Annotated in this window: 20 protein-coding genes and 1 riboswitch; of the genes, 11 read left to right on the top strand and 9 right to left on the bottom strand. The window is 72.0% G+C overall.

Annotated features, from left to right (window positions below; all coding sequences use genetic code 11):
* Nucleotides 1-23 precede the first annotated feature (23 nt).
* Genes V8690_RS10740 through V8690_RS10730 form a run of 3 tightly spaced genes read left to right on the top strand, consistent with a single transcriptional unit; the run spans nt 24 to nt 3,018 of the window.
* A complete protein-coding gene (locus V8690_RS10740) occupies nt 24-1,250 on the top strand; it encodes a DUF5931 domain-containing protein (protein ID WP_338777740.1) in 1,227 nt (408 codons plus the stop codon).
* A complete protein-coding gene (locus V8690_RS10735; RefSeq protein ID WP_338777738.1) occupies nt 1,247-1,936 on the top strand; it encodes a response regulator transcription factor in 690 nt (229 codons plus the stop codon). Before V8690_RS10740 ends, V8690_RS10735 begins: the two co-directional genes overlap by 4 nt.
* A 53-nt stretch (nt 1,937-1,989) precedes the next feature.
* Nucleotides 1,990-3,018: a 6-phosphofructokinase gene (locus V8690_RS10730; protein ID WP_338777736.1), complete on the top strand. Its 1,029-nt coding sequence runs from the start codon at nt 1,990-1,992 to the stop codon at nt 3,016-3,018.
* 42 nt (nt 3,019-3,060) lie between these two features.
* On the opposite strand, the gene V8690_RS10725 is transcribed toward V8690_RS10730, so the two are convergent.
* Nucleotides 3,061-4,947 (bottom strand): anthranilate synthase family protein, encoded by a 1,887-nt coding sequence (locus V8690_RS10725; protein ID WP_338777734.1) that lies wholly within the window; start codon nt 4,945-4,947, stop codon nt 3,061-3,063.
* 281 nt (nt 4,948-5,228) lie between these two features.
* On the opposite strand from V8690_RS10725, the gene V8690_RS10720 reads away from it, so the two are divergent.
* Complete coding sequence (locus tag V8690_RS10720) at nt 5,229-6,581, top strand: 3-deoxy-7-phosphoheptulonate synthase class II (protein ID WP_338777732.1); 1,353 nt, start codon at nt 5,229-5,231, stop codon at nt 6,579-6,581.
* Nucleotides 6,582-6,730: 149 nt separating this feature from the next.
* The gene (locus tag V8690_RS10715; protein ID WP_020272981.1) at nt 6,731-6,964 is read left to right on the top strand and encodes a (2Fe-2S)-binding protein; all 234 of its coding nucleotides are present in this window, start codon (nt 6,731-6,733) and stop codon (nt 6,962-6,964) included.
* Here V8690_RS10715 and bfr read toward each other — a convergent pair.
* On the bottom strand, nt 6,961-7,437 hold the full coding sequence (gene bfr, locus V8690_RS10710; protein WP_086855270.1) for a bacterioferritin: 477 nt from the start codon (nt 7,435-7,437) through the stop codon (nt 6,961-6,963). The two genes, V8690_RS10715 and bfr, sit on opposite strands and share 4 nt — an antisense overlap.
* Nucleotides 7,438-7,611: 174 nt before the next feature.
* Between bfr and V8690_RS10705 the strand changes: the two genes are divergently transcribed.
* Entirely contained in the window at nt 7,612-8,262 is a 651-nt protein-coding gene (locus V8690_RS10705; RefSeq protein WP_338777722.1) for a sulfite oxidase-like oxidoreductase, read from the top strand.
* Nucleotides 8,263-8,276: 14 nt separating this feature from the next.
* Here the strand turns inward: V8690_RS10705 and V8690_RS10700 are convergent, their stop codons facing one another.
* The 5 genes from V8690_RS10700 to thiO form a co-directional block, all read right to left on the bottom strand.
* The gene (locus V8690_RS10700) at nt 8,277-9,155 is read right to left on the bottom strand and encodes a deoxyribonuclease IV (RefSeq protein WP_338777720.1); all 879 of its coding nucleotides are present in this window, start codon (nt 9,153-9,155) and stop codon (nt 8,277-8,279) included.
* 59 nt (nt 9,156-9,214) lie between these two features.
* The gene (gene pknB / locus V8690_RS10695; protein WP_338777718.1) at nt 9,215-11,149 is read right to left on the bottom strand and encodes a Stk1 family PASTA domain-containing Ser/Thr kinase; all 1,935 of its coding nucleotides are present in this window, start codon (nt 11,147-11,149) and stop codon (nt 9,215-9,217) included.
* A gap of 207 nt (nt 11,150-11,356) precedes the next feature.
* Entirely contained in the window at nt 11,357-12,154 is a 798-nt protein-coding gene (locus tag V8690_RS10690) for a thiazole synthase (RefSeq protein ID WP_338777716.1), read from the bottom strand.
* A 2-nt stretch (nt 12,155-12,156) separates the two neighbouring features.
* On the bottom strand, nt 12,157-12,357 hold the full coding sequence (gene thiS / locus V8690_RS10685; RefSeq protein WP_338777714.1) for a sulfur carrier protein ThiS: 201 nt from the start codon (nt 12,355-12,357) through the stop codon (nt 12,157-12,159).
* Nucleotides 12,354-13,523 carry a glycine oxidase ThiO gene (thiO, locus tag V8690_RS10680; RefSeq protein ID WP_338777711.1) on the bottom strand — a complete coding sequence of 390 codons (1,170 nt, stop codon included), beginning with the start codon at nt 13,521-13,523 and terminating at the stop codon, nt 12,354-12,356. Before thiO ends, thiS begins: the two co-directional genes overlap by 4 nt.
* Nucleotides 13,521-13,632, bottom strand: a riboswitch (TPP riboswitch). It overlaps the preceding gene by 3 nt.
* A gap of 152 nt (nt 13,633-13,784) precedes the next feature.
* Here thiO and V8690_RS10675 point away from each other — a divergent pair.
* The 5 genes from V8690_RS10675 to V8690_RS10655 all read left to right on the top strand — a co-directional run bounded on the left by V8690_RS10675 (nt 13,785) and on the right by V8690_RS10655 (nt 18,657).
* Nucleotides 13,785-15,026, top strand: a complete 1,242-nt coding sequence (locus tag V8690_RS10675) for an FAD-dependent oxidoreductase (RefSeq protein WP_338777709.1) — start codon at nt 13,785-13,787, stop codon at nt 15,024-15,026.
* A 77-nt stretch (nt 15,027-15,103) separates the two neighbouring features.
* Nucleotides 15,104-15,469 carry an Rv2175c family DNA-binding protein gene (locus V8690_RS10670; protein WP_020274483.1) on the top strand — a complete coding sequence of 122 codons (366 nt, stop codon included), beginning with the start codon at nt 15,104-15,106 and terminating at the stop codon, nt 15,467-15,469.
* Nucleotides 15,470-15,946: 477 nt separating this feature from the next.
* Entirely contained in the window at nt 15,947-16,606 is a 660-nt protein-coding gene (gene thiE, locus V8690_RS10665; RefSeq protein WP_338785314.1) for a thiamine phosphate synthase, read from the top strand.
* Nucleotides 16,607-16,702: 96 nt separating this feature from the next.
* Nucleotides 16,703-17,626, top strand: coding sequence for a methylenetetrahydrofolate reductase [NAD(P)H] (gene metF / locus V8690_RS10660; RefSeq protein ID WP_338777699.1), 924 nt, complete (start codon nt 16,703-16,705; stop codon nt 17,624-17,626).
* A 56-nt stretch (nt 17,627-17,682) separates the two neighbouring features.
* Nucleotides 17,683-18,657 carry a hypothetical protein gene (locus tag V8690_RS10655; protein ID WP_338777697.1) on the top strand — a complete coding sequence of 325 codons (975 nt, stop codon included), beginning with the start codon at nt 17,683-17,685 and terminating at the stop codon, nt 18,655-18,657.
* A gap of 27 nt (nt 18,658-18,684) precedes the next feature.
* Here the strand turns inward: V8690_RS10655 and V8690_RS10650 are convergent, their stop codons facing one another.
* Nucleotides 18,685-20,178, bottom strand: a complete 1,494-nt coding sequence (locus tag V8690_RS10650; protein ID WP_338777695.1) for an NAD(P)/FAD-dependent oxidoreductase — start codon at nt 20,176-20,178, stop codon at nt 18,685-18,687.
* A gap of 498 nt (nt 20,179-20,676) precedes the next feature.
* On the bottom strand, nt 20,677-21,306 hold the full coding sequence (locus V8690_RS10645; protein ID WP_338777693.1) for a TetR/AcrR family transcriptional regulator: 630 nt from the start codon (nt 21,304-21,306) through the stop codon (nt 20,677-20,679).
* Nucleotides 21,307-21,317: the final 11 nt, after the last annotated feature.

Genomic DNA, 21,317 nt, shown 5'->3' with positions numbered 1-21,317 from the left:
GGGCGCGTCCGGGGGTGGGGGAGATGGCCAAGCGCGAGCGAGTCATGAGGATGTCGGTCGAGCAGCCGCTGTGGCGTGCGCTGACCGCCTACCGGGTGCTCACGATGCTGTACGCGGTCGGCCTGTTCGCCACCGCCTACGAGGAGTTCGCCCGCCCCTGGGTCGCCGTCGCCTACTACGCCGTGCTGGCCGTGTGGACCGTGACCACACTGCCCCGGGTCGCGAGCGCCGCCCGCTGCACCAAGCGGTTCCTCGCCGTCGACCTCACCGTCGCCATCACCGGCATCCTGCTCACGCCCGTCGCCGACGCGCACGAGCGGGTCCAGGCGGGCGGCCCCACCCTGCCGTCGATATGGACCGCCGGTGCCGTCCTCGCCTTCGCCATCAAGGGCGGCTGGCGCTGGGCGGCCCTCGCCTCCAGCCTCGTGGCCGCCGCCAACCTGATCGAGCGCGGCAGCCCGGCCCGCGACACCGTCCACAACGTCATCCTCGTCTGCATCGCCTCCATCGCCATCGGCTACGTCGTCGAGGTCGCCCGAGCCTCCGAGCGCACCCTCGCCCGCGCCCTGGAGATCGAGGCCGCCACGCGAGAGCGGGAGCGCCTCGCCCGGGACATCCACGACAGCGTGCTCCAGGTGCTGGCGATGGTGCAGCGGCGTGGCGCGGTGATCGGCGGCGAGGCGGCCGAGCTGGGCCGGATGGCCGGGGAGCAGGAGGTCGCGCTGCGCACCCTGGTCTCCGGCGGACTGGTGCCCGTCTCCCGGGTCTCGGAGGACGCCGCCGAGGGAGCCGTCGTCCGGACCGTCGAGGAGCAGCCGGAGGAGAGCGGCCCCGTCGACCTGCGCGCCCTGCTCGCGCCGTACGCCGGCGCCAAGGTCAGCCTCGCCGAGCCCGGCGCGCCCGTGCCGCTGGCGCCGGTCGCCGCCCGGGAGGTGGCCGCGGCCGTCGGGGCGGCGCTGGACAACGTCCGCAAGCACGCCGGGGAGCAGGCGCGCGCGTGGATCCTCGTCGAGGACGAGCCGGACGAGGTGATCGTCACCGTACGGGACGACGGACCCGGCATCCCGGAGGGGCGGCTCGCCCAGGCCGAGGGCGAGGGGCGGCTCGGCGTCGCCCTGTCGATCCGCGGCCGGCTGCGCGACCTCGGCGGCAGCGCGGAGCTGATCTCGGTGCCGGGCCAGGGCACGGAGGTCGAGTTGAAAGTGCCGAAGGACGTGACGAACGTACGGGGGAAGGCGGAGCGGCGATGACGGAGACCACGCGGGACCGGCGGGACCCGATCAAGGTCATGGTGGTCGACGACCACCCCATGTGGCGTGACGCGGTCGCCCGGGACCTGGCCGAGTCGGGCTTCGAGGTGGTCGCCACCGCGGGCGACGGCGACCAGGCCGTGCGCCGCGCGAAGGCCGCCGCACCCGAGGTCCTCGTGCTCGACCTGAACCTGCCCGGCAAGCCCGGCGTCCAGGTCTGCAAGGAGGTCGTCGCGGCCGACCCGGCGCTGCGCGTCCTGGTGCTGTCCGCGAGTGGCGAGCACGCCGACGTCCTGGAGGCGGTGAAGTCAGGCGCGACCGGCTATCTGCTGAAGTCGGCCTCCACCGGGGAACTCCAGGACGCGGTCCGCCGCACCGCCGTCGGCGACCCCGTCTTCACCCCCGGCCTCGCCGGGCTGGTCCTCGGCGAGTACCGCCGCCTGGCCTCCGAACCCGCCCCCGCCCAGGACACCGACGAACCGAAGGCACCCCGGCTCACCGACCGCGAGACCGAGGTGCTGCGCCTCGTCGCCAAGGGTCTGAGCTACAAGCAGATCGCCGAACGCCTGGTCATCTCCCACCGCACGGTGCAGAACCACGTCCAGAACACCCTCGGCAAGCTCCAGCTGCACAACCGCGTGGAACTGGTCAGGTACGCGATAGAGCGCGGCCTCGACGACGAGTGAGACGCCCGTCACACTGACCCTTCGTCAGGCACCAGCGGCGAAGGGACTGTTCCATGCGCGTCGGAGTACTGACCGGAGGCGGCGACTGCCCCGGACTCAACGCCGTCATCCGGGCCATCGTCCGCAAGGGCGTGCAGGAGTACGGCTACGACTTCACCGGCTTCCGGGACGGCTGGCGCGGTCCCATGGAAGGCGACACCGTCCGTCTCGACATCCCCGCCGTGCGCGGCATCCTGCCCCGCGGCGGAACCATCCTCGGCTCCTCGCGGACCAACCCGCTGAAGGAGCGGAACGGCATCCGCCGTATCAAGGAGAACCTCGCCGGGCTCGAGGTCGAGGCGCTCGTCGCCATCGGCGGCGAGGACACCCTGGGCGTGGCCGCCCGGCTGTCCGACGAGCACCAAGTGCCCTGTGTGGGCGTCCCGAAGACGATAGACAACGACCTGTCCGCCACGGACTACACCTTCGGCTTCGACACCGCGGTCGGCATCGCGACCGAGGCCATCGACAGGCTGCACACCACCGCCGAGTCCCACATGCGCGTCCTGGTCGTCGAGGTGATGGGCCGGCACGCCGGCTGGATCGCCCTGCACTCCGGCCTGGCCGGCGGCGCGAACGTCATCCTCATCCCCGAGCAGCGCTTCGACATCGAGCAGGTGTGCGCCTGGGTGACGTCCCGCTTCCGGGCGTCGTACGCGCCGATCGTGGTCGTCGCGGAGGGGGCCGTGCCGAAGGACGGCGACATGGTCCTCAAGGACCAGTCGCTGGACTCCTTCGGGCACGTCCGCCTGTCCGGTGTCGGCGAGTGGCTCGCCAAGGAGATCGAGAAGCGCACGGGCAAGGAGGCCCGCACGACGGTCCTCGGCCATGTCCAGCGCGGTGGTACCCCCAGCGCCTTCGACCGCTGGCTCGCCACCCGTTTCGGACTGCACGCCATCGACTGCGTCCGCGACGGCGCCTTCGGCACGATGGTCGCCCTGCGCGGCACGGACATCGTCCGCGTCCCCCTCGCGGACGCGACGGCCCGCCTGAAGACGGTGGACCCGAGGCTGTACGAGGAGGTCGGGGTGTTCTTCGGCTGACGGACGGTCGGGTCGGGGCCGCTCGGCCCCGACCCGACCGCGCTACACCGAGGGCGTGCTGGTGCCGCGCAGCTGCCCCACCAGCTCCCGCACGACCCGCGCGCCGTTCAGCGTCAGGACCGACTCCGGGTGGAACTGGACGCCCGCGAAGCCGGGCCCGCGCAGCGCGTGCACCTCCCCGTTCGAGGCGCGGCTGACCTCCACGCCGTGCGCGGCCAGTTCCTGAAGCGCCTCGTCGTCGCAGCGCGCCACGAAACTGTTGTAGAAGCCGACGGTCTCCCGCCGCCCGAACAGCTCGATCTCCGTCTGCGCCCCCTGGTACGGCACTTCCTTCCGTACGATCTCCAGCCCCAGCTCGGCCGCGATCAGCTCGTGCCCGAGGCAGACGCCGAGCACGCTGTGCCGTTTGCCCCGGAGCACCTCGGCGGTCAGGCCGCGCAGGAAGCGCATCTTGGGATCAGCGAGGTCGGACGGGTCGCCCGGGCCGGGCCCGAGCACGAGGGGGCCCTCGTGTGCGAGCACCGCTTCCCGCAGCCCCGGCGCGTCGTACCGCCGCACGGTCACCTCCAGCCCGCCCGACCGCAGCACATGCGCGAGCATCGCCGTGAAGGTGTCCTCGCCGTCGACGACCAGGGCGTGTCCGGCGAGTTCCTCGGACGGCTCCTGCATCCGCAGCCAGAACGGGGCGAGCGAGGCCCGGCGCCCGTCGAGCGCGGCCCGCACGCGTGGGTCGTCGGCCAGTTTCGGCCGTACGGACTCCTCACGCGGCCGTCCCGGCCGGACGCCCAGGGCCGCCAGCACACCCGCTGCCTTCGCGTGCGTCTCCGCGACCTCGCCCGCCGGGTCGGATCCGCGCACGAGCGTGGCGCCCACGGGCACCCGCAGCCGGCCGCCGGCGTCGATGTCGGCGGTGCGGATGAGGATGGGGGAGTCGAGGGTCTGGGCCCCGACGGATGCGTCCCGCCCGCCGCCCGCGCACCGCCCGAGGAGGGCCAGCGCACCGGCGTAGTACCCGCGCCCGCCGACCTCGTGCCGCTCGATCACCCGGCAGGCGTTCTGCACCGGCGAGCCCGTGACGGTCGCCGCGAACATGGTCTCCCTCAGGACCTCCCGCACGTCCAGTGAGGACTTCCCGCGCAGCTCGTACTCGGTGTGCGCGAGGTGTGCCATCTCCTTCAGCCGGGGCCCGACGACGACCCCGCCCATGTCGCCCACGGTGCACATCATCTTGAGCTCCTCGTCGACGACCATCGACAGCTCCTCGATCTCCTTGCCGTCGGCGAGGAAGCCGAGCAGGTGCTCGGGCGTCGGCCCCTCGGCGGGATAGCGGTACGTCCCGCTGATCGGGTTCATGACGACCGTCCCGCCGGACATCCGGACGTGCACCTCCGGGCTCGCCCCGACCAGCGTCCGGTCGCCGGTGTGCACGACGAACGTCCAGTACGCGCCCCGCTCGCCCTCCAGCAGCCGCCGGAACAGCGCCAACGCGTCGGCCCGGCCGAACCCCGGGATCTCCCCCTCGTACGTCCGCCGGATGACGAAGTTCGCGCCCTCGCCCCGCCCGATCTCCTCCCGCAGCACGCGTCCGACGATCTCCGCGTACTCCTCGTCACCGACGTCGAAGCCGCCGCCCTCGACGCGCACGTCGTGCGCGGGGAGCTGCGCCAGGGCGTCGGCGAGCGGGACGCCGTACGACTCCTCGGGCGTCAGCACCGACAGCGGCGTGCCGTCGTCGCGGACGTCGAAGCCGCGCTCGCGGATCTGCCGGAAGGGGACGAGCGCCAGGCCCTCGTCGGGGAGGTCGGCGAGGCGGTCGTACGTGGTGACCGGGCCGATGAGGACCTCGACCAGCTCGTGGTCGTGGCCCGGGGTGCGGCGGCGCAGCAGGGCGAACGGGCGGGGGTCGTCCAGCAAGCCGAGCAGATTCATGGGTCCGTGCTCCTTCTCCGAGGATCCGGCTGGATGTCGGTGGAGAGGAGCGACCCCGGGAAACACCGAAGGCCGCCCCTCGGGCGGCCTTCGCGAAGTCTGTCGTACGCGCAGTCAGTGGGCCGCCGGATGAGCGGTCCACCACCAGGTCTGGATCGAGTGCGCGAACATGGCAGGCACCCTACCCCATGTCCGAGACCCCACGTCCGAGTCGTGCCCCCCGTGTCTCAATTGCTGGGCATGGGTCAGGACGCCCGACACGACCCCGTAATGTTGAGGCCGTGACCGTGAACGCTAAGACCAGCGCGAGTGCTGGCAACACCTGGCGAGACCTGCCCGCGGCGCAGCAGCCCGAGTACCCCGACACCGAGGCTCTGCGCGCAGTTATCGCGGACCTCGAGTCGTATCCGCCGCTCGTCTTCGCGGGCGAGTGCGACCAGCTGCGCGCCCGGATGGCGGCCGTCGCCAAGGGAGAGGCGTTCCTCCTCCAGGGCGGCGACTGCGCCGAGGCGTTCGACGCGGTGTCCGCCGACCAGATTCGCAACAAGCTCAAGACGCTGCTCCAGATGGGCGCCGTGCTGACGTACGCCGCGTCCGTGCCCGTGGTGAAGGTCGGCCGGATCGCGGGCCAGTACTCCAAGCCGCGCTCCAAGCCGACCGAGACCCGCGACGGAGTGACGCTGCCGACGTACCGGGGCGACTCCGTCAACGGCTTCGACTTCACCGAAGAGGCCCGCGTCCCGGACCCCGAGCGGCTGAAGCGGATGTACCACGCCTCGGCCTCCACGCTGAACCTGGTGCGCGCCTTCACCACCGGCGGCTACGCCGACCTGCGCCAGGTGCACGCCTGGAACCAGGACTTCGTGAAGTCGTCGCCGTCCGGGCAGCGCTACGAGCAGCTCGCGCGCGAGATCGACAACGCGCTGAACTTCATGCACGCCTGCGGGGCCGACCCGGAGGAGTTCAAGACCGTCGAGTTCTACTCCTCGCACGAGGCGCTGCTGCTCGACTACGAGTCCGCCCTGACCCGGGTCGACTCGCGCACCGGGCAGCTGTACGACGTCTCCGCGCACATGGTGTGGATCGGCGAGCGCACCCGGCAGCTGGACCACGCGCACATCGAGTTCGCCTCGCGGATCCGCAACCCGATCGGCATCAAGCTGGGTCCGACGACCACGGCCGAGGACGCGTTGCAGTACATCGAGCGCCTCGACCCGGAGCGGGAGCCGGGCCGGCTGACCTTCATCGTCCGCATGGGTGCCGACAAGGTCCGCGACAAGCTTCCGGAGCTGGTCGAGAAGGTCACCGCCTCGGGCGCCACCGTCGCCTGGGTGACCGACCCGATGCACGGCAACACCTTCGAGGCGGCCTCCGGGCACAAGACCCGCCGCTTCGACGACGTGCTCGACGAGGTCAAGGGCTTCTTCGAGGTCCACAAGGCACTCGGCACCCACCCGGGCGGCATCCACGTGGAGCTGACCGGCGACGACGTCACCGAGTGCGTGGGCGGCGGCGACGAGATCTTCGTCGACGATCTGCACCAGCGCTACGAGACGGCCTGCGACCCCCGGCTCAACCGCAGCCAGTCGCTGGACCTGGCGTTCCTCGTGGCCGAGATGTACAGGGACCAGTAACGGTTTCGCCTGTTACCTGGACATCGACTGGGGCGCGGATCACATACGATCCGCGCCCCAGTCGACTTTTGTGCCGCGCACCTGGCGGGTAAGGTTAGGTTAGCCTCACCGATCAACGGGGACGGCGCCTTGGAACGACCTGTCGGGAGGTGGACCGCGTGTACGTGTGCAGTTGCTTCGGGATCACCGAGCAGCAGGTCAAGCAGCACGCGGACGGCGGCGCCTGCACCCCTCGGCAGATAGCCTCCGCCTGCAAGGCGGGCACGGACTGCGGGTCGTGCGTACGCCGCATCCAGGCGATCCTGGGCAGGGGTGCGTGCCCTCGCCGTGAGATGGCCGACCGGGGTCAGCCGGTGCTCGCGGAGCTGGAAGACGCCGCCTAACTCGGCTGCTCGATCTGCTGCGCGAGGTACAGCGCCTCACCGAGCTTGTCGATGAGCTCCAGCTGCGTGTCCAGGTAGTCGATGTGGTGCTCCTCGTCCTCGAGGATCGACTCGAAGAGGTTCGCCGACGTGATGTCGCCCTTGCTGCGCATCACCTCGATACCGCGCTTGAGGCGGTCGATCGCCTCGACCTCGACCTGGCGATCGGCCTGGAACATCTCGGTGACCGTCTGGCCGACCCGTACGTGGAAGAGCCGCTGGTAGTTGGGCAGGCCATCCAGCATGAGGATGCGTTCGGTGATCTTGTCCGCGTGCTTCATCTCGTCGATGGATTCTTCACGCGTGTACTTGGCGAGCTTGGTCCAGCCCTTGTTGTCCTGGATCCGGTAGTGCAGCCAGTACTGATTGATCGCCGTCAGCTCGCCGGTCAACTGCTCGTTCAGGAATTCGAGAACCTCGGGGTCGCCCTGCATCGCAGAGGCTCCTTCCACGCGGGGGAACTGGCAGGTTGCGCCGCATGATTCCACCGGCGACGAAGATCGTCCAGTAAGTCTTCACTTAGTAAGTAAGGGCATGCTTAGTCCTGATTGCCCTGTTTGGGGTGGCCCCGGTCAGGGGCATCACCCGGGGTCTGTCAGGATGGAGTCATGGGTCAGCCGGTGGGACACGAATCGGGAGAAGGGCGCGATCCGGCAGGAGCGACGCAGCCCGGGCTTCCGCCGGGACAGCGGGTACAGCGCGGCTGGCCGGTCACGCACTACGGGCCCGTCCCCAAGTTCCGGCCCGAGCGCTGGGAGTTCAGGGTCTTCGGCGCCACGGCGGACGGCGGCAAGCACTGCTGGACCCACGAGGAGTTCACGGCCCTGCCCTACACCACCGTCGTGGCCGATCTGCACTGCGTCACGAAGTTCAGCATGCTGGGCGCCGAGTGGGGCGGCATCCCCGCGCGTACGATTCTCGACATCGCGCCGCCCGCGGACGACGTCACCCATGTGATGGTGTGGGCGGAATACGGATTCAGCTCCAACCTCCGGCTGTACGACTTCGCCTCCGAGCACACCCTGTTCGCCACCCACAAGGACGGCGAGCTGCTCACCGCCGAGCACGGCTTCCCGCTGCGCCTGATCGTGCCCCACCTGTACGCCTGGAAGGGCCCCAAGTGGGTGCGCGGCGTGGAGTACATGACCGCCGACCGGCGCGGCTTCTGGGAGGAGCGCGGCTACCACAACATCGGCGACCCCTGGCGGGAGCAGCGCTACTCGTACCAGGAGGAGCCCGGGGACGGCCCCGACCTCTGACGCCTCTGCGGCCTTCAGCGGTCGCGCAGCTTCTTCAGCCGCTCCACGTCCGCCGCGTGCCCCTGCCTCCCGCCCGGCGTTTCGATGATCAGCGGCACGCCCTCGGTCGCGGGGTGCGTCATCAGGGCCCGGAACGGGTCCTCGCCGATGTGGCCCACGCCGATGTTCTCGTGCCGGTCCTTGTGCGCGCCCACCACGTCCTTGGAGTCGTTGGCGTGGATCAGTCTCAGCCGGCCCTCGCCGACCGTGTCCACCAGCAGGTCCAGCGTCCGGTGCATGCCGCTGGGGCCGGTCAGGTCGTGCCCGGCGGCGAAGATGTGGCAGGTGTCCAGGCACACGCCCAGCATCGGATGGGCGTCCAGCGCCTCGAAGTACGGGCCGAAGTCCCATGTCCGTGAGCACAGGGAGGCGCCCTGGCCGGCGGTCGACTCCAGCAGCAGGCACGGGTCGTCGTCGTGGGTCAGCTCGTCGAGCAGCGGCAGCAGATGCTCCCGTACCTGCTTCAGCGCCACCGACCGCTCCCGGCCGCCGGTCGCGCTGCCGGTGTGCACGACCACGCCCAGCGCCCCGATCTCCCGCCCGCGGCGCAGCGAGTGCCGCAGGGACTCCACCGACCGCTCCACGGTCGCCTCGGTGTGCGAGCCGAAGTTGATCAGGTAGGGGGCGTGGACATAGGCCGGGATCGACTCGGCCTCGCACGCGGCGCGGAACGCCTCGTCCTGCTTCGGATTCCCGGCCGGAGTGGCCCAGCCGCGCGGGTTGGCGACGAAGACCTGGACGGTCTCCGCCTTCAGCTCACGGGCGTAGGACAGACCGGCGGAGTGGAGCCCACCGGCCACGGGGACGTGGCCGCCCACGGGGTTGCGGGAGGGGCCGGACAACTGATTGTTCACCCGTTCAGGGTGTCATGCGCCCGGCCCTGCCCCGTCCAGGGGCTCCCCGCCCGCGCCCGTCACCTGATCTTGATGGTGATCGTCGAGCCCTTGGGCGCGGTCTCCCCGCCCTTCACGGACTGGCCCTTCACCGTGTCGCCGAACAGGCCGAGCAGTCCTCGGTCCTCGTCGACCTGGAATCCGGCGCTCTTCAGCTCCCGCGTGGCGTCGTCGACGCTGTCGCCGACCACGTCCGGGACCTCGATCATCTCCGGACCCTTGGACACCGTCAGCGTCACCGTGTCACCCTCGGCCGCCCGGCCGCCGGGGCCCGGGCTCTGCTCGGCGACCTGGCCCTCGTCGAACTCGGAGGAGGTGACCCGCTCCGCGGCGATTTCCACCTTGAGACCGGCGTCCTGAAGCTCGGCCCTGGCGTCGGCCAGGTCGTCACCGGTGACGTCGGGGATGTCGATGGGGCTGCCCTTGCTGACGACGAGCGCGACGGCCGTACCCGCGCGCACCTTCGTGCCGTCGGCCGGTCGTGCGGAGATCACCGAGCCCCTGGGCACGTCCTCGCTGAACTCCCGGGTGACCATGCCCGGCTCCAGCCCGTCCTGCTTCAACAGGGACCGCGCCTTGTCCAGCCGCTGGCCCTCCAGGGCGGGCACCCGCACGTTCTGGGGGCCGTCGGAGACGGTGATGCTCACCGAGTCGTTGCCGCGGATCCGGGTCCCGGCCTTGGGGTCGCTGCTGATGACCCGGCCGCGCTCCACGGTGTCGCTGTAGGCGTGCTCGACCTTGCCGAGCTCCAGCCCGGCGTCCGCCAGCCGGTCCTCGGCCTGCGCCTGGGTCTTCGCCAGCAGCGGGGGGACCTCGGTGAACTGTCCCGAGTTGATGTACCAGATGCCGGTGCCGAGGCCGAGCACGAGCAGGACGGCGACGACGATCGCCGTCGGGCCGCGCCGGGGCCCCGAGCGGCGCCGGGACGGCGGGGGTGGCGGGGACTCGAAGCGGCTGGTGCGGTTGAGCGCGGCCGCGGAGCCCTCCTCGTCCTCGTTGACGGGCAGCGGTCGCGGCGTGGCCAGCGCGCGCGGGATCACGCTCGTCCGGTCGTCGGCGTTGTCGTGGTCCGCGGCGAGGGCCTGCGGCGGGACCGCGTCCAGCTGCTCCAAGGTCAGCCGGCCGCGCCCGCCACGGACCTGTGCGAGCAGCGCCACCGCGTCGTGCGGGCGGATGTCCGGGGTGCGGGCGGTCGCCGAGGCCACCATCTCGTCCAGCTCGTACGCCAGACCGGGCACGGCGGCCGAGGGCGGCGGGACGTCCTCGTGCAGATGCTTGTAGAGGATCACGGCCGGGGAGTCCCCGTCGTGCGGCTTGTCGCCGGTCAGCATCTCGTACAGCATCACGCCGCACGCGTACACGTCGACTCGGGGGTCGGCGGTGCCGTTCTCTATCTGCTCGGGGGCGAGGTACGAGACCGTGCCGAGCACGGTGCCGGTGGTGTTCGTCACCGTGTCCACGGCCCGTACGAGCCCGAAGTCGGCGACCTTGACCCGGCCGTCGTCCCCTATCAAAACGTTCTCGGGCTTCATGTCCCGGTGCACGAACCCGGCGCGGTGCGCGGCGCCCAGCGCGGCCAGTACCGGCTCCAGGATGTCCAGGGCGGCACGCGGCTGAAGGGCCCCGCGCTCTCGCAGCACGTCCCGCAGGGTGCAGCCCGCGACGTACTCCATGGCGAGGTAGACGTAACTGCCGTCGGTGCCCTGGTCGAACACCTGCACCACGTTCGGGTGGGCCAGCCGGGCCACCGACTTCGCCTCGCGGATGAACCGCTCGACGAACGAGCCGTCGACCGCGAGCGAGGGGTGCATCACCTTGAGCGCGAGGACCCGGTCGAGCCGGGTGTCCACGGCCCGGTAGACCGTGGCCATCCCGCCGACCGCGATCCTCGCGTCGATGCGATACCGGCCGTCGAGCACCTGCCCGACCAAGGGGTCCTGAAGGGTCGTGTCCACGCAGGCGAGTGTACGAGCCGCGACTGACACCCCGTCGCCCCGGCTGCTTTCGGGTCGCGACTGAAGCGGACCTGTGACGTGCGTCAGGCCGCCGCTGCGGCGCCGTCCCGCCGAGCTGCGGGCAGTCGTGCCGCTGGGGCGGCGCCCCCCGAAGAAGCGGCACCCGCTACGCCGGGCGCAACGCCCCGCCCCAGCACCGACGCCGGCTCACTGAAAAGCAGGCCGCTCCGGATCAAGCACAGCCATGCCCTCGGCCGGCGAAGACGCCTCCGCGAAATGCCGCCGAGGAATACGCCCGGCGCGATACGCCAACCTCCCCGCCTCCACCGCATGCCGCATCGCGTCAGCCATCAGCACCGGCTCCCGCGCCCGCGTCACCGCCGAGGCGAGCATCACACCCGCACACCCCAGCTCCATCGCCAACGCCGCATCCGACGCCGTACCGGCCCCCGCGTCCAGAATCACCGGCACGCGCGCGTGCTCGACGATCAGCTGGAAGTTGTGCGGGTTGCGAATGCCCAGCCCGGAGCCGATCGGCGAGCCGAGCGGCATGATCGCCGCACAGCCGACGTCCTCCAGCTTCCGCGCGAGCACGGGATCGTCGTTGGTGTACGGCAGCACCGTGAACCCGTCGTCGACCAGCGTCTCGGCCGCCTCCAGCAGCTCGATCGGATCCGGCAGCAGGGTCCGCTCGTCGGCGATGACCTCCAGCTTGACGAGGTCGGTGCCGAGGGCCTCGCGCGCGAGGCGGGCGGTGAGGACGGCCTCGCCGGCGGTGAAGCAACCCGCCGTGTTGGGCAGGACGCGGATGCCGAGCTTGTCCAGGACGGACAGCACCGAGCCGTGCACCGAGGCGTTCACCCGGCGCATCGCGACCGTCGTCAGCTCCGTCCCGGACGCGACCAGCGACCGTTCCAGCACGTCGAGGCTGGGTGCCCCGCCCGTACCCATGATCAGGCGGGACGTGAAGGACGTACCACCGAGGACAAACGGATCGTCGGCCATGATCAGCCTCCTTGGACGGCGGTGAGGACTTCCACGCGGTCCCCCTCGGCCAGGGGGGTGGACGGCCACTGCGCGCGCGGGACGACGGTTTCGTTGAGGGCGGCGGCCACGCCGGACGGCGAGGCGGTGAGCGACTTCACGACGGTGTCGAGAGCCGTACCGGGCCGGACGTCCCGGGGCTCCCCATTGACGGAGATGTTCATGCGGACTGCTCCGTGAGTGCGGTGGCGGTGCTGAATCGCTTCGGCGTGAAGGGGCGGGCCTCTTCGGGAAGCTCACCCGTCGCCAGGACGTGCGCCATGGCGTCGCCGGTGACCGGCGTGAGCAGGACGCCGTTGCGATAGTGCCCGGTGGCGAGCAAGAGCCCTTCGAGACCGGTCGGGCCGAGCAGCGGCGCGTTGTCGGGGGAGCCGGGCCGCAGTCCGGCCCGGGTCTCGGTGAGCGGCAGCTCGGTGATGCCCGGGACCAGCTCATGGGCGTCCCGCAGCAGCTCGTACACGCCGCCCGCGGTCACGGTGGTGTCCCAGCCCAGCTCCTCGCTGGTCGCCCCGACGACCAGCTCGCCGCTCTCGCGCGGCACCAGGTAGACCTGGCTGCCGCGGACGACCGCGCGCACGGTCCGGCTCAGGAACGGCCCGTGCCGCCGCGGCATGGTCAGCCGTACGACCTGCCCCTTCACCGGCCGCACGGGCGGCAGCACGTCCTCCGGGACACCCGCGAGCCGCCCGCTGAGACTGCCCCCGGCCAGCACGACCTGCCCGGCGTCCAGCGGGGTGCCGTCGACCGTGACGACGCCCGTGGCCCGGTCCCGTACGACCGTGAGCCGCTCCGCCCACGCCCGGTGGAAGACCACACCGGCCCGTTCGCACGCGGCGACCAGCGCCCCGGCCAGCCGCCGCGGGTCGATCTGGTGGTCGCCGTCGACCCGCAGCCCGCCGCGCACGCCCGGCGCGAGCATCGGCTCCAGGCGTCGGCACTCGCGCCCCGACAGCCACTGTGACTCCAGGCCCGACTGCTGCTGCAAGGTGTGCAGTTCGCGCAGATGGGCCCGGTCGTCGGCGTCCAGCGCCACGGCGAGCGTGCCGCACCGGCGGTAGCCGAGGTCGTGGCCGGTCTGCTCGGTGAGCTCGGCCGCGAAGTCCGGATAGCGCCGGGCGGAGGCGAGATTAAGCCCGAGCAGGGTCTGCTCGCCGTAGTGCAGTTCCGTGACGGCGGCCAGCATCCCGGCCGCCACCTGTGCGGCTCCGCCGCCCGGCTCCGGATCCACCACGGTCGTGGCGAGCCCGCGCTGCGCGGCCCGCCACGCGGTGACCAGGCCGATGATCCCGCCCCCGATGACGAGGACGTCTGACGTTCGCGTACGCGACATGGGCGTCCAGCCCCTCCCTTCGCCGGCATGACCCGGATCAGGTTCGTACGGTCGGAGGCCGCCAGCCTCCCTCTCAGCCCGGTGCGTCCGGGCTCCCGCGAGTGCCTTACGTTGGCCACCCACCCTAGCCGGATGCCGTACGGCGCAGTAGGGGAGCCACCGCCAAGGCCTCGCGCAGGCGTGCAGCGGGACGGGCGTCGTGAAGCAGGTCACTGCACATGAGAACTGACTGACAAAATGTCAGTTGTCTATGGTGATCAGGTGAGCGAGCAGACGCAGGAAGCAGGTTCGTCCGCGCCCCGGCGCGTCGTCGTGGCGGGCGCGGGCATGGCCGGTGTGCAGACCGCGGTCGCCCTGCGCGAGCAGGGCTTCACCGGCACCGTGAGCCTGATCGGCGCCGAGCCCCACCAGCCGTACGACCGGCCCCCCTTGTCCAAGGCCGTCCTGCTCGGCAAGGCCGAGGGCTCCGCCTTCGACGTCGACTTCGAGGCCCTCGGCATCGAACTGCGGCTCGGCTGCGAGGTGCGGGGCCTGCGCCCCGGCGACCACGAGCTGGACACCGAGGACGGGCCCGTGCCGTACGACGTCCTGGTCGTCGCGACAGGTGCCGAACCGATCCGGCTGAGCGGGGCCGAGGGCGTGCCGGGCGTGCATCTGCTGCGCACCCTGGACGACGCCGAGCGGCTGCGGCCGGTGCTGGCCCGCCGGCACGACATCGTGGTCGTCGGCGCGGGCTGGATCGGCGCGGAGTTCGCCACGGCCGCGCGCGAGGCGGGCTGCGCGGTGACCGTCGTGGAGGCCGCCGAACGGCCGCTCGCCGGGGCGCTGCCCGCCGAGGTCGCCGCGCCGATGACCGGCTGGTACGCCGACGCGGGTGCCGTGCTGCGGACGCACGCGCGCGTGGAGCGTGTGGAACCCGGCGCGGTGGTTCTCGACGACGGCTCGCGGCTGCCCGCGGGCGCGGTCGTCGTCGGCATCGGCGCCCGTCCGGCCACGGCCTGGCTGTCCGGCTCCGGGATCGAGCTGGGCGCGCACGGCGAGATCGTGGCCGACCAGCACCTGCGTTCGTCGGTGCCCGACGTGTACGCGGTCGGCGACTGCGCCTCCTTCCCCTCGGGCCGGTACGGCGAGCGCCTGCTGGTGCACCACTGGGACAACGCCCTCCAGGGGCCGCGCACGGTCGCCGTGAACATCGTCGGGCAGGCCTCGGCGGAGACCCCGGCGGTGTACGATCCGGTGCCGTACTTCTGGTCCGAGCAGTTCGGGCGGTTCGTGCAGTACGCGGGGCATCACGCGGCCGCCGACACGACCCTGTGGCGGGGCGACCCGGCCGGACCGGCCTGGACGGTCTGCTGGCTCCGCGGCGACCGGCTGGTCGCGCTGCTGGCGGTGGGCCGCCCCCGGGACCTGGCGCAGGGCCGCCGCCTGATCGAGTCCGGCACGCCGATGAATCCGGCCTTGCTGGCGGATCCGGCGAGGCCGTTGAAGGCGGCGACGGCGTAGCTGGACAGGGGTGCGTGTCCGCCCAGGTGGGCGGGCCCGACTTCCGACTGTCAGTGGGGGATGGCAGGCTGGTTTCCGTGACCGAGATTGACGCAAAGATCGATGCTCTCGTCCCTGCCTGGCTCACCCTCCCCGACATCGCCGAACAGCTCGGCGTCGAGGTGACGCGCGTGCGGCAGCTGGTCAAGGAGGGCCAGCTCATCGCCGTACGCCGCGGTGAGAACCGCGCACTGCACGTCCCCGCGGCCTTCATCGACGGGGACAAGGTCGTCAAGGGCCTGTCCGGGACCCTGACGCTCCTGCGGGACGACGGTTTCACGGTCGAAGAGATGCTGGAGTGGCTCTTCACCCCCGACCCGAGCCTGCCCGGCACGCCGGCACAGGCCCTGAGCGAGAATCGCGGCACGGAGGTGAAGCGCCGAGCCCAGGCGCTCGCGGTCTGACCCGACCTCGATCGAACAACCGTCCGGTGCCGTGCGAGCGGGACCGGACCTGAACAACCGCCCGGTGTGAGGGCCGGGGCCCTGGGGTCCCGGCCGTGGGCGGCCCACGCCCGGCCGGGCGTGGGCCGCCTGAGGCGGGCCCTGCGCGACGTCCTGGCGGGCCTGTACCGGACACCGGAGCGGGGCGCTACGGCGCCCTGGTCGCATGCCGTGCGCAAGGGTGCCGCACGCCGGCCCGCCACGGCGCGGGCGCCCGCGTCCCGTCCCGTACCGCGCTCAGGTGGTGTACGGACGCGAGGTGCCACCCGTGCCGGTGGCAGCTGCACCGGTACGCCGCCACGGGTGCATCCCCGCGTCCGTGCGCCACCATGGGCGTACCCGTACCCGCGCTCGTGCGCAACCACGGGTGCACCCGCAGCCGTGCGCCGCCACAGGCGCACCCCGCACCTGTACGCCACCGACAACCAGGGGGACCGCATGGCCGGCACCGCCACCACCACCGCCCGCGCCCAGCTCGCCGACGCCCGGGTCTACCTCTGCACCGACGCGCGCAAGCGGCAGGGCGATCTCGTGGAGTTCCTGGACACCGTGCTGGCGGGCGGGGTCGACATCGTGCAGTTGCGGGACAAGGGCATGGAGGCGGCCGAGGAGCTGGAGCACCTGGCCGTCTTCGCCGACGCCTGTGCCCGGCACGGCAAGCTGCTCGCGGTCAACGACCGCGCGGACGTCGCCCACGCCGCCGGCTCCGACGTACTGCACCTCGGCCAGGGCGACCTCCCGGTCCGCGCGGCCCGCGCGATCCTCGGCGACGACGTCCTGATCGGCCGCTCCACGCACGCCGAGTCCGAGGCGGCCGCGGCCGCCGTCCAGGACGGCGTGGACTACTTCTGCACCGGCCCCTGCTGGCCCACCCCCACCAAGCCCGGCCGCCATGCCCCCGGCCTGGACCTCGTCCGGTACACCGCCGCGCTCGGCACCGACCGCCCCTGGTTCGCCATCGGCGGCATCGACCTCGGCAATCTCGACCAGGTCCTGGAGGCGGGAGCCCGGCGCGCCGTCGTCGTACGGGCTGTCACCGAGGCCGACGACCCGGGGGCGGCGGCGGCCGAGTTCGCCAAGAGGCTGCGGGAGAAGTAGAACGCCGGTTGTCCAAGGGATGGACAACAAGTGCACAAATCGGGCAAATGTCGGCCCCTGGTTGGGGGACCGACCGCCCCTGGCTAACCTGCCGGTATGGCCCTCGGCACCGCATCCATCAGGTCGGACCACGCACGCACCGTCCGCGACATGCTCGCGACCGGCAAAACGACGTACTCGTTCGAGTTCTACGCCCCGAAGACCCCGAAGGGCGAGCGGAACCTGTGGAACGCGCTGCGCCGGGTCGAGGCCGTGGCGCCCGACTTCGTCTCCGTGACCTACGGCGCGGGCGGCTCCACCCGCGCGGGCACGGTCAAGGCGACCGAAGCGATCGCCTCCAACACCACCCTCACGCCCATCGCGCACCTCACGGCGGTCGACCACTCGGTGGCCGACCTGCGCAACATCATCGGCCAGTACGCCGACGCCGGGATCCGCAACATGCTCGCCCTGCGCGGCGACCCGCCCGGCGACCCGATGGGCGAGTGGGTGCCGCACCCCCGGGGCCTGGCCTACGCCGCCGAACTCGTCGAGCTGATCAAGGCGTCCGGCGACTTCTGCGTGGGCGTCGCCGCCTTCCCGGCGATGCACCCGCGTTCCACCGACTGGGACACCGACGTCCGCCACTTCGTCGACAAGTGCCGGGCCGGCGCGGACTACGCCATCACGCAGATGTTCTTCCACCCGGAGGACTACCTCCGGCTGCGCGACCGGGTCTCGGCCGCCGGCTGTGACACCCCGATCATTCCCGAGGTCATGCCGATCGGCAGCGTGCGGACGCTGGAGCGGATCGGCTCCCTCACCAACGCCGCGTTCCCGGCCGCCCTGAATGAGCGGATCCTCGCAGCAAGAGACGATCCGGCCGCTGTACGCTCCATCGGTATCGAATTCGCCACGGAGTTCTGTGCGCGGCTGCTCGCCGAGGGAGTGCCCGGCTTGCACTTCATCACGCTCAACAACTCCACGGCGACGCTGGAAATCTACGAGAACCTGGGCCTGCACCGCCGACCGCAGGCCTAGACCGTTCGCACCGGTATACGACACACTGCGTAGCGGCGACTGGGAGAGGGGCGTACATGGGCTGGGCGGTCCTCTACATCGCGTTCGGCATCGTCGCGCTGTGGCTGCTGGGCGAGGTGTTGTTGCAGTACAAGGCGCGGCTGCGCTGGCGGCTGCTCGCCTTCGTCGGTTTCCTCGGTGTCGTGGTCGGTGTCCTGATCCCGTCCGTCATCGTGATCGGACTGGGCGCGGCCGCCTTCGCGGTCGGGCAGACGTACGTCACCCTGTCGTTCCGCAGCGGCTTCTCGTCCGGCTGGGCGATGAACGCGCCGATGCTGGGCGGCAGCAAGCGCCGCCGCGGTGAGCGTGGCCGCCAGGAGCCGACCCTCGAGGTCTCCGGCCTGGAGGCGGCCGACCGCGGCTACGGCGACGAGGGCGCCGACTACCGCCGCGACGAGGGCGCCGACTACCGCCGCGACACCACCGCCCCCGCCTACGGCCAGGACGACGACTACGACGGCGACGACGTCTTCACCCCCTCCCGCCCCGTCCACCCGACGGCCGCCGAGACCACCGCCGTCTACGAGCCGCAGCCCGTGCCCGACGACACCGGCGCCTACGGCGTGTACGGCGACACCGGGTACCACCCGGGCCCGCCTCACGACCAGTACGCCGCCACGGCCCAGGGCACCGACCAGTCCTACGCCTACGACTACTCGGGCTACGGCCAGCAGCAGGGCTACGACGCCACGGACCAGCAGCAGTACGCCGCCTACTCCGACCCGTACATCGGCACGCCGACCTACGGCGCAGCCTCGTACGACACCTCCTACGGCGACCAGCAGTACTACGCCCAGCAGGGCTACGGCCAGGACCAGTACGCCGGCACCTACGGCGGCGACAGCCCGCCCGGCGGTGTGTGGGTCCCGCAGCAGCGCGACACCGACGAGTACGGCCAGGAGCTGCCGCCGGAGCAGCAGCAGTACCCGTACCAGGGCGACGGGCAGCAGCAGAGGCACGGGAACGGCTTCGACGAGCAGTACCGTTTCTGAAGCCTGAACGCCGCCGGGGCGGTGAGCCTACTGCGAGCCCCGGAACTCCGGTCCCTCCACGATCAGTCCCGCCACCAGCGCGCCCGACATGCCGGCGTGCGGCAGTCCGCCACCGGGATGGGCCCAGCCGCCGACGGTGAACAGACCGGGCACGCGCGTGCTGTTGGACGGATGCAGCAGCCGCCCGCCGTCCGCCGCCAGGGCGGGCACCGGCACCGCCCCGCCTTCCGCGCCGGTCGCCTCGGCGATGTCGGCCGGGGTGCGCACCTCGTGCCAGAGGAGACGGTCGCGCAGAGCGGGTATGGCGCGTTCGGCGGCGGTGATCATGTTCTCGGCGAGGTCGTCGTAGTGCTCCTCGGGCCGCGCGGGCACCACCGTCGTGAGGGTGACCGCCTCGTGGTCCGGGTCCGGGACCAGTCCCGGGTCGTCGGGCCGCAGCACCGTGACCGTCGGGTGTGTGTTCCCCGCCGCCTCGCCGAACAGGGCGTCCAACTCGGCCTCGCGGTCCGCCGCGTGCACCACCGTGCGGTGTGCCGTGTCCTCGGGGCGGGCGCCGCGCAGGGCGAGCAGCACCGTGAGCCGACTCGCCGTCGCGGGCTGCGGCGGCACCTCGCAGTCACCGCGCACCACGGCCTGCGCCGACAGCCGGTCCAGCGTGCCGGGCGCGACACCGGCGACCACGACGTCCGCCTCCGCGACCGTCCCGTCGGCGAGTTCCACCCCCGACGCCCGGCCGTCCTTCTCCACCACCCTGGTCACGTCGGCGCCGAAACGGAACTCGACCTTTCGGGCCACACACCGCTCGTACACCGCGCGGGCCAGCTCACGCAGGCCGCCGCGCACGTACCAAGTGCCGAAGGCGTGCTCCATGTACGGCAGTACGGCCGCGCTCGCCGGGGTGGTCCGGGGGTCCAGGCCGTGCGTCAGGGCGTAACTCTCCAGAAGCGCGGTGAGCCGGGCGTCCCGCAGCTCCCAGGCGCCGACCTCGGCGAGCGTGCCGGCCCGGCGGGTGCGCAGCAGCCGCTTGCGGGGCACCGCCGGGTACGGCTCGCGCTCGGCCAGCACCTGCCAGTTCGGCCACAGCGGCTCCTCCAGGAGGGGTCGGCGGGTCCGGTCCCAGGCCTCACGGGCCCGCACCAGGAAGTCGCCCCACCGCTTTCCGGCCCCGGAGCCGAGCGCCTCGTCCAGAGCCGCCACGACGCCGGCGCGCGAGGCGTTCGGCAGCGACACCCGGGTGCCGTCCGCGAACACGTGCCGGGACGACGGGTCGACCTGGACCAGGTCGACGCAACGCTCCAGCGGCTCCTTGCCGGTCTTGACGAACAAGTCGCGGTAGACGGCTGGCAGCGGGAGCAGGCCGGGGCCGGTGTCGAAGGAGAGCCCCTCGCGCTCGAAGCGGCGCAGCGCTCCGCCGTACGTGTCCGTCCGCTCGTACACCACCACCCGGTGGCCCGCGACGGCCAGCCGGGCGGCCGCCGCCAGCGCGCCCATCCCGGCGCCGATCACCGCAATCCGTGCCATGCCAGGGACTTTATCGGCCCCCACTGACAGCCCCGGCAGACAGCCTCCGAGTACGGGCGCGGAGGCGATCGTGACCAGCCGTCCACGGAGCGTTCTGGGGCCGCGTGCGCAGGACTGAGTACCCGTACCTAGGGAGGGAGTTGAGTACGCGCGCGGATGGGGGACGACCTGCGAGAACGAGAGAGTGGAGGCACGGAGAGGGGCACGGCTCCGGTACCGGCGACACGGGGCGCCGGAACGGAGCCGGGCCCACGATCCGCTCCTTCCGCCGACGCTGTCGGCGGGAGCGAGGCACGGGGGAGAACCGGGGGACGACCGAACGGGGGTCCTGCGGGGGAACGCACGGGGGAGCAGGAGAACGGGGGAGCGAGGAAGGCGCCGGTTCGAGGTGGCCCGCGGGGGACGCGGCCACAGCGGACCGGCGCTTTCACATCTGCGCCGGGGCTGCCCACAGCGGCAGCGCTCAGGTGTGCCGACAGCGGCAGCCGCGCAGGATCCTCAGCGGCAGCCGCTCACCCGTCCCTGGAGCAGCCGGGACAGAGCCGCGTGGACGTCGTCCAGGGAGCGCTCCGGCTGAAAGGACTTCCAGTCCAGCGCGGCCACCAGGACCATGCCGACCAGCGCGGCCGCCGTCAGCGGGACGTCGATCTCGTCGCTGAACTCGCCGCCCGCCACGCCCGCGCGCAGCACGTCCTCCACGACCGCGACGGCCTGCTGCCGGACGACCATCAGCGTGGACTGCCAGGCCCGGTTCGTGCGCCACAGCTCGGCCACGTACAGCTGTGTGAAGGCCGGGTAGCGGTCGATGAAGACCAGCCCCGCGCGGACCATCGCGTCCAGGGCGTCGACCTTCGTGCCGCTCTCCCGGGCGGTCCGCTCGGCCGCTTCCCGCAGGGAGGCGGTGAGGAGGCCGACCCCGTGCCGCAGCAGTTCCTCGAAGAGGACGGACTTGCTCGCGAAGTTGTAGTAGACCGTGCCCTTCGCGACTCCGGCACGCTCGGCGATCTCGTCCACGGTCGTGGCGGAGAAGCCCTGCTCGGCGATGAGCGTGACGGCCGCCTCGTAGAGCTTCTGCCGGGTGGCCTCGCGGCGCGTGCTGCCGCCCGACGCGGCACTGCTGCTTTCCATGGCCCTGATTG

Origin of the sequence: Streptomyces sp. DG1A-41 (assembly GCF_037055355.1) — a bacterium.
Lineage (GTDB): Bacteria > Actinomycetota > Actinomycetes > Streptomycetales > Streptomycetaceae > Streptomyces.
The sequence above is the reverse complement of the archived record's forward strand: the minus strand, read 5'-3'. Positions and strand labels throughout refer to the sequence as shown.

Bases quoted from the DNA above. Each gene is read 5' to 3' on its own strand.
- V8690_RS10740 (WP_338777740.1), top strand. From the start codon at position 24: ATGGCCAAGCGCGAGCGAGTCATGAGGATGTCGGTCGAGCAGCCGCTG.
- V8690_RS10735 (WP_338777738.1), top strand. From the start codon at position 1,247: ATGACGGAGACCACGCGGGACCGGCGGGACCCGATCAAGGTCATGGTG.
- V8690_RS10730 (WP_338777736.1), top strand. From the start codon at position 1,990: ATGCGCGTCGGAGTACTGACCGGAGGCGGCGACTGCCCCGGACTCAAC.
- V8690_RS10725 (WP_338777734.1), bottom strand. From the start codon at position 4,947: ATGAATCTGCTCGGCTTGCTGGACGACCCCCGCCCGTTCGCCCTGCTG.
- bfr (WP_086855270.1), bottom strand. From the start codon at position 7,437: ATGCAGGGCGACCCCGAGGTTCTCGAATTCCTGAACGAGCAGTTGACC.
- V8690_RS10705 (WP_338777722.1), top strand. From the start codon at position 7,612: ATGGGTCAGCCGGTGGGACACGAATCGGGAGAAGGGCGCGATCCGGCA.
- V8690_RS10690 (WP_338777716.1), bottom strand. From the start codon at position 12,154: ATGGCCGACGATCCGTTTGTCCTCGGTGGTACGTCCTTCACGTCCCGC.
- thiS (WP_338777714.1), bottom strand. From the start codon at position 12,357: ATGAACATCTCCGTCAATGGGGAGCCCCGGGACGTCCGGCCCGGTACG.
- thiO (WP_338777711.1), bottom strand. From the start codon at position 13,523: ATGTCGCGTACGCGAACGTCAGACGTCCTCGTCATCGGGGGCGGGATC.
- thiE (WP_338785314.1), top strand. From the start codon at position 15,947: ATGGCCGGCACCGCCACCACCACCGCCCGCGCCCAGCTCGCCGACGCC.
- metF (WP_338777699.1), top strand. From the start codon at position 16,703: ATGGCCCTCGGCACCGCATCCATCAGGTCGGACCACGCACGCACCGTC.
- V8690_RS10655 (WP_338777697.1), top strand. From the start codon at position 17,683: ATGGGCTGGGCGGTCCTCTACATCGCGTTCGGCATCGTCGCGCTGTGG.
- V8690_RS10650 (WP_338777695.1), bottom strand. From the start codon at position 20,178: ATGGCACGGATTGCGGTGATCGGCGCCGGGATGGGCGCGCTGGCGGCG.
- V8690_RS10645 (WP_338777693.1), bottom strand. From the start codon at position 21,306: ATGGAAAGCAGCAGTGCCGCGTCGGGCGGCAGCACGCGCCGCGAGGCC.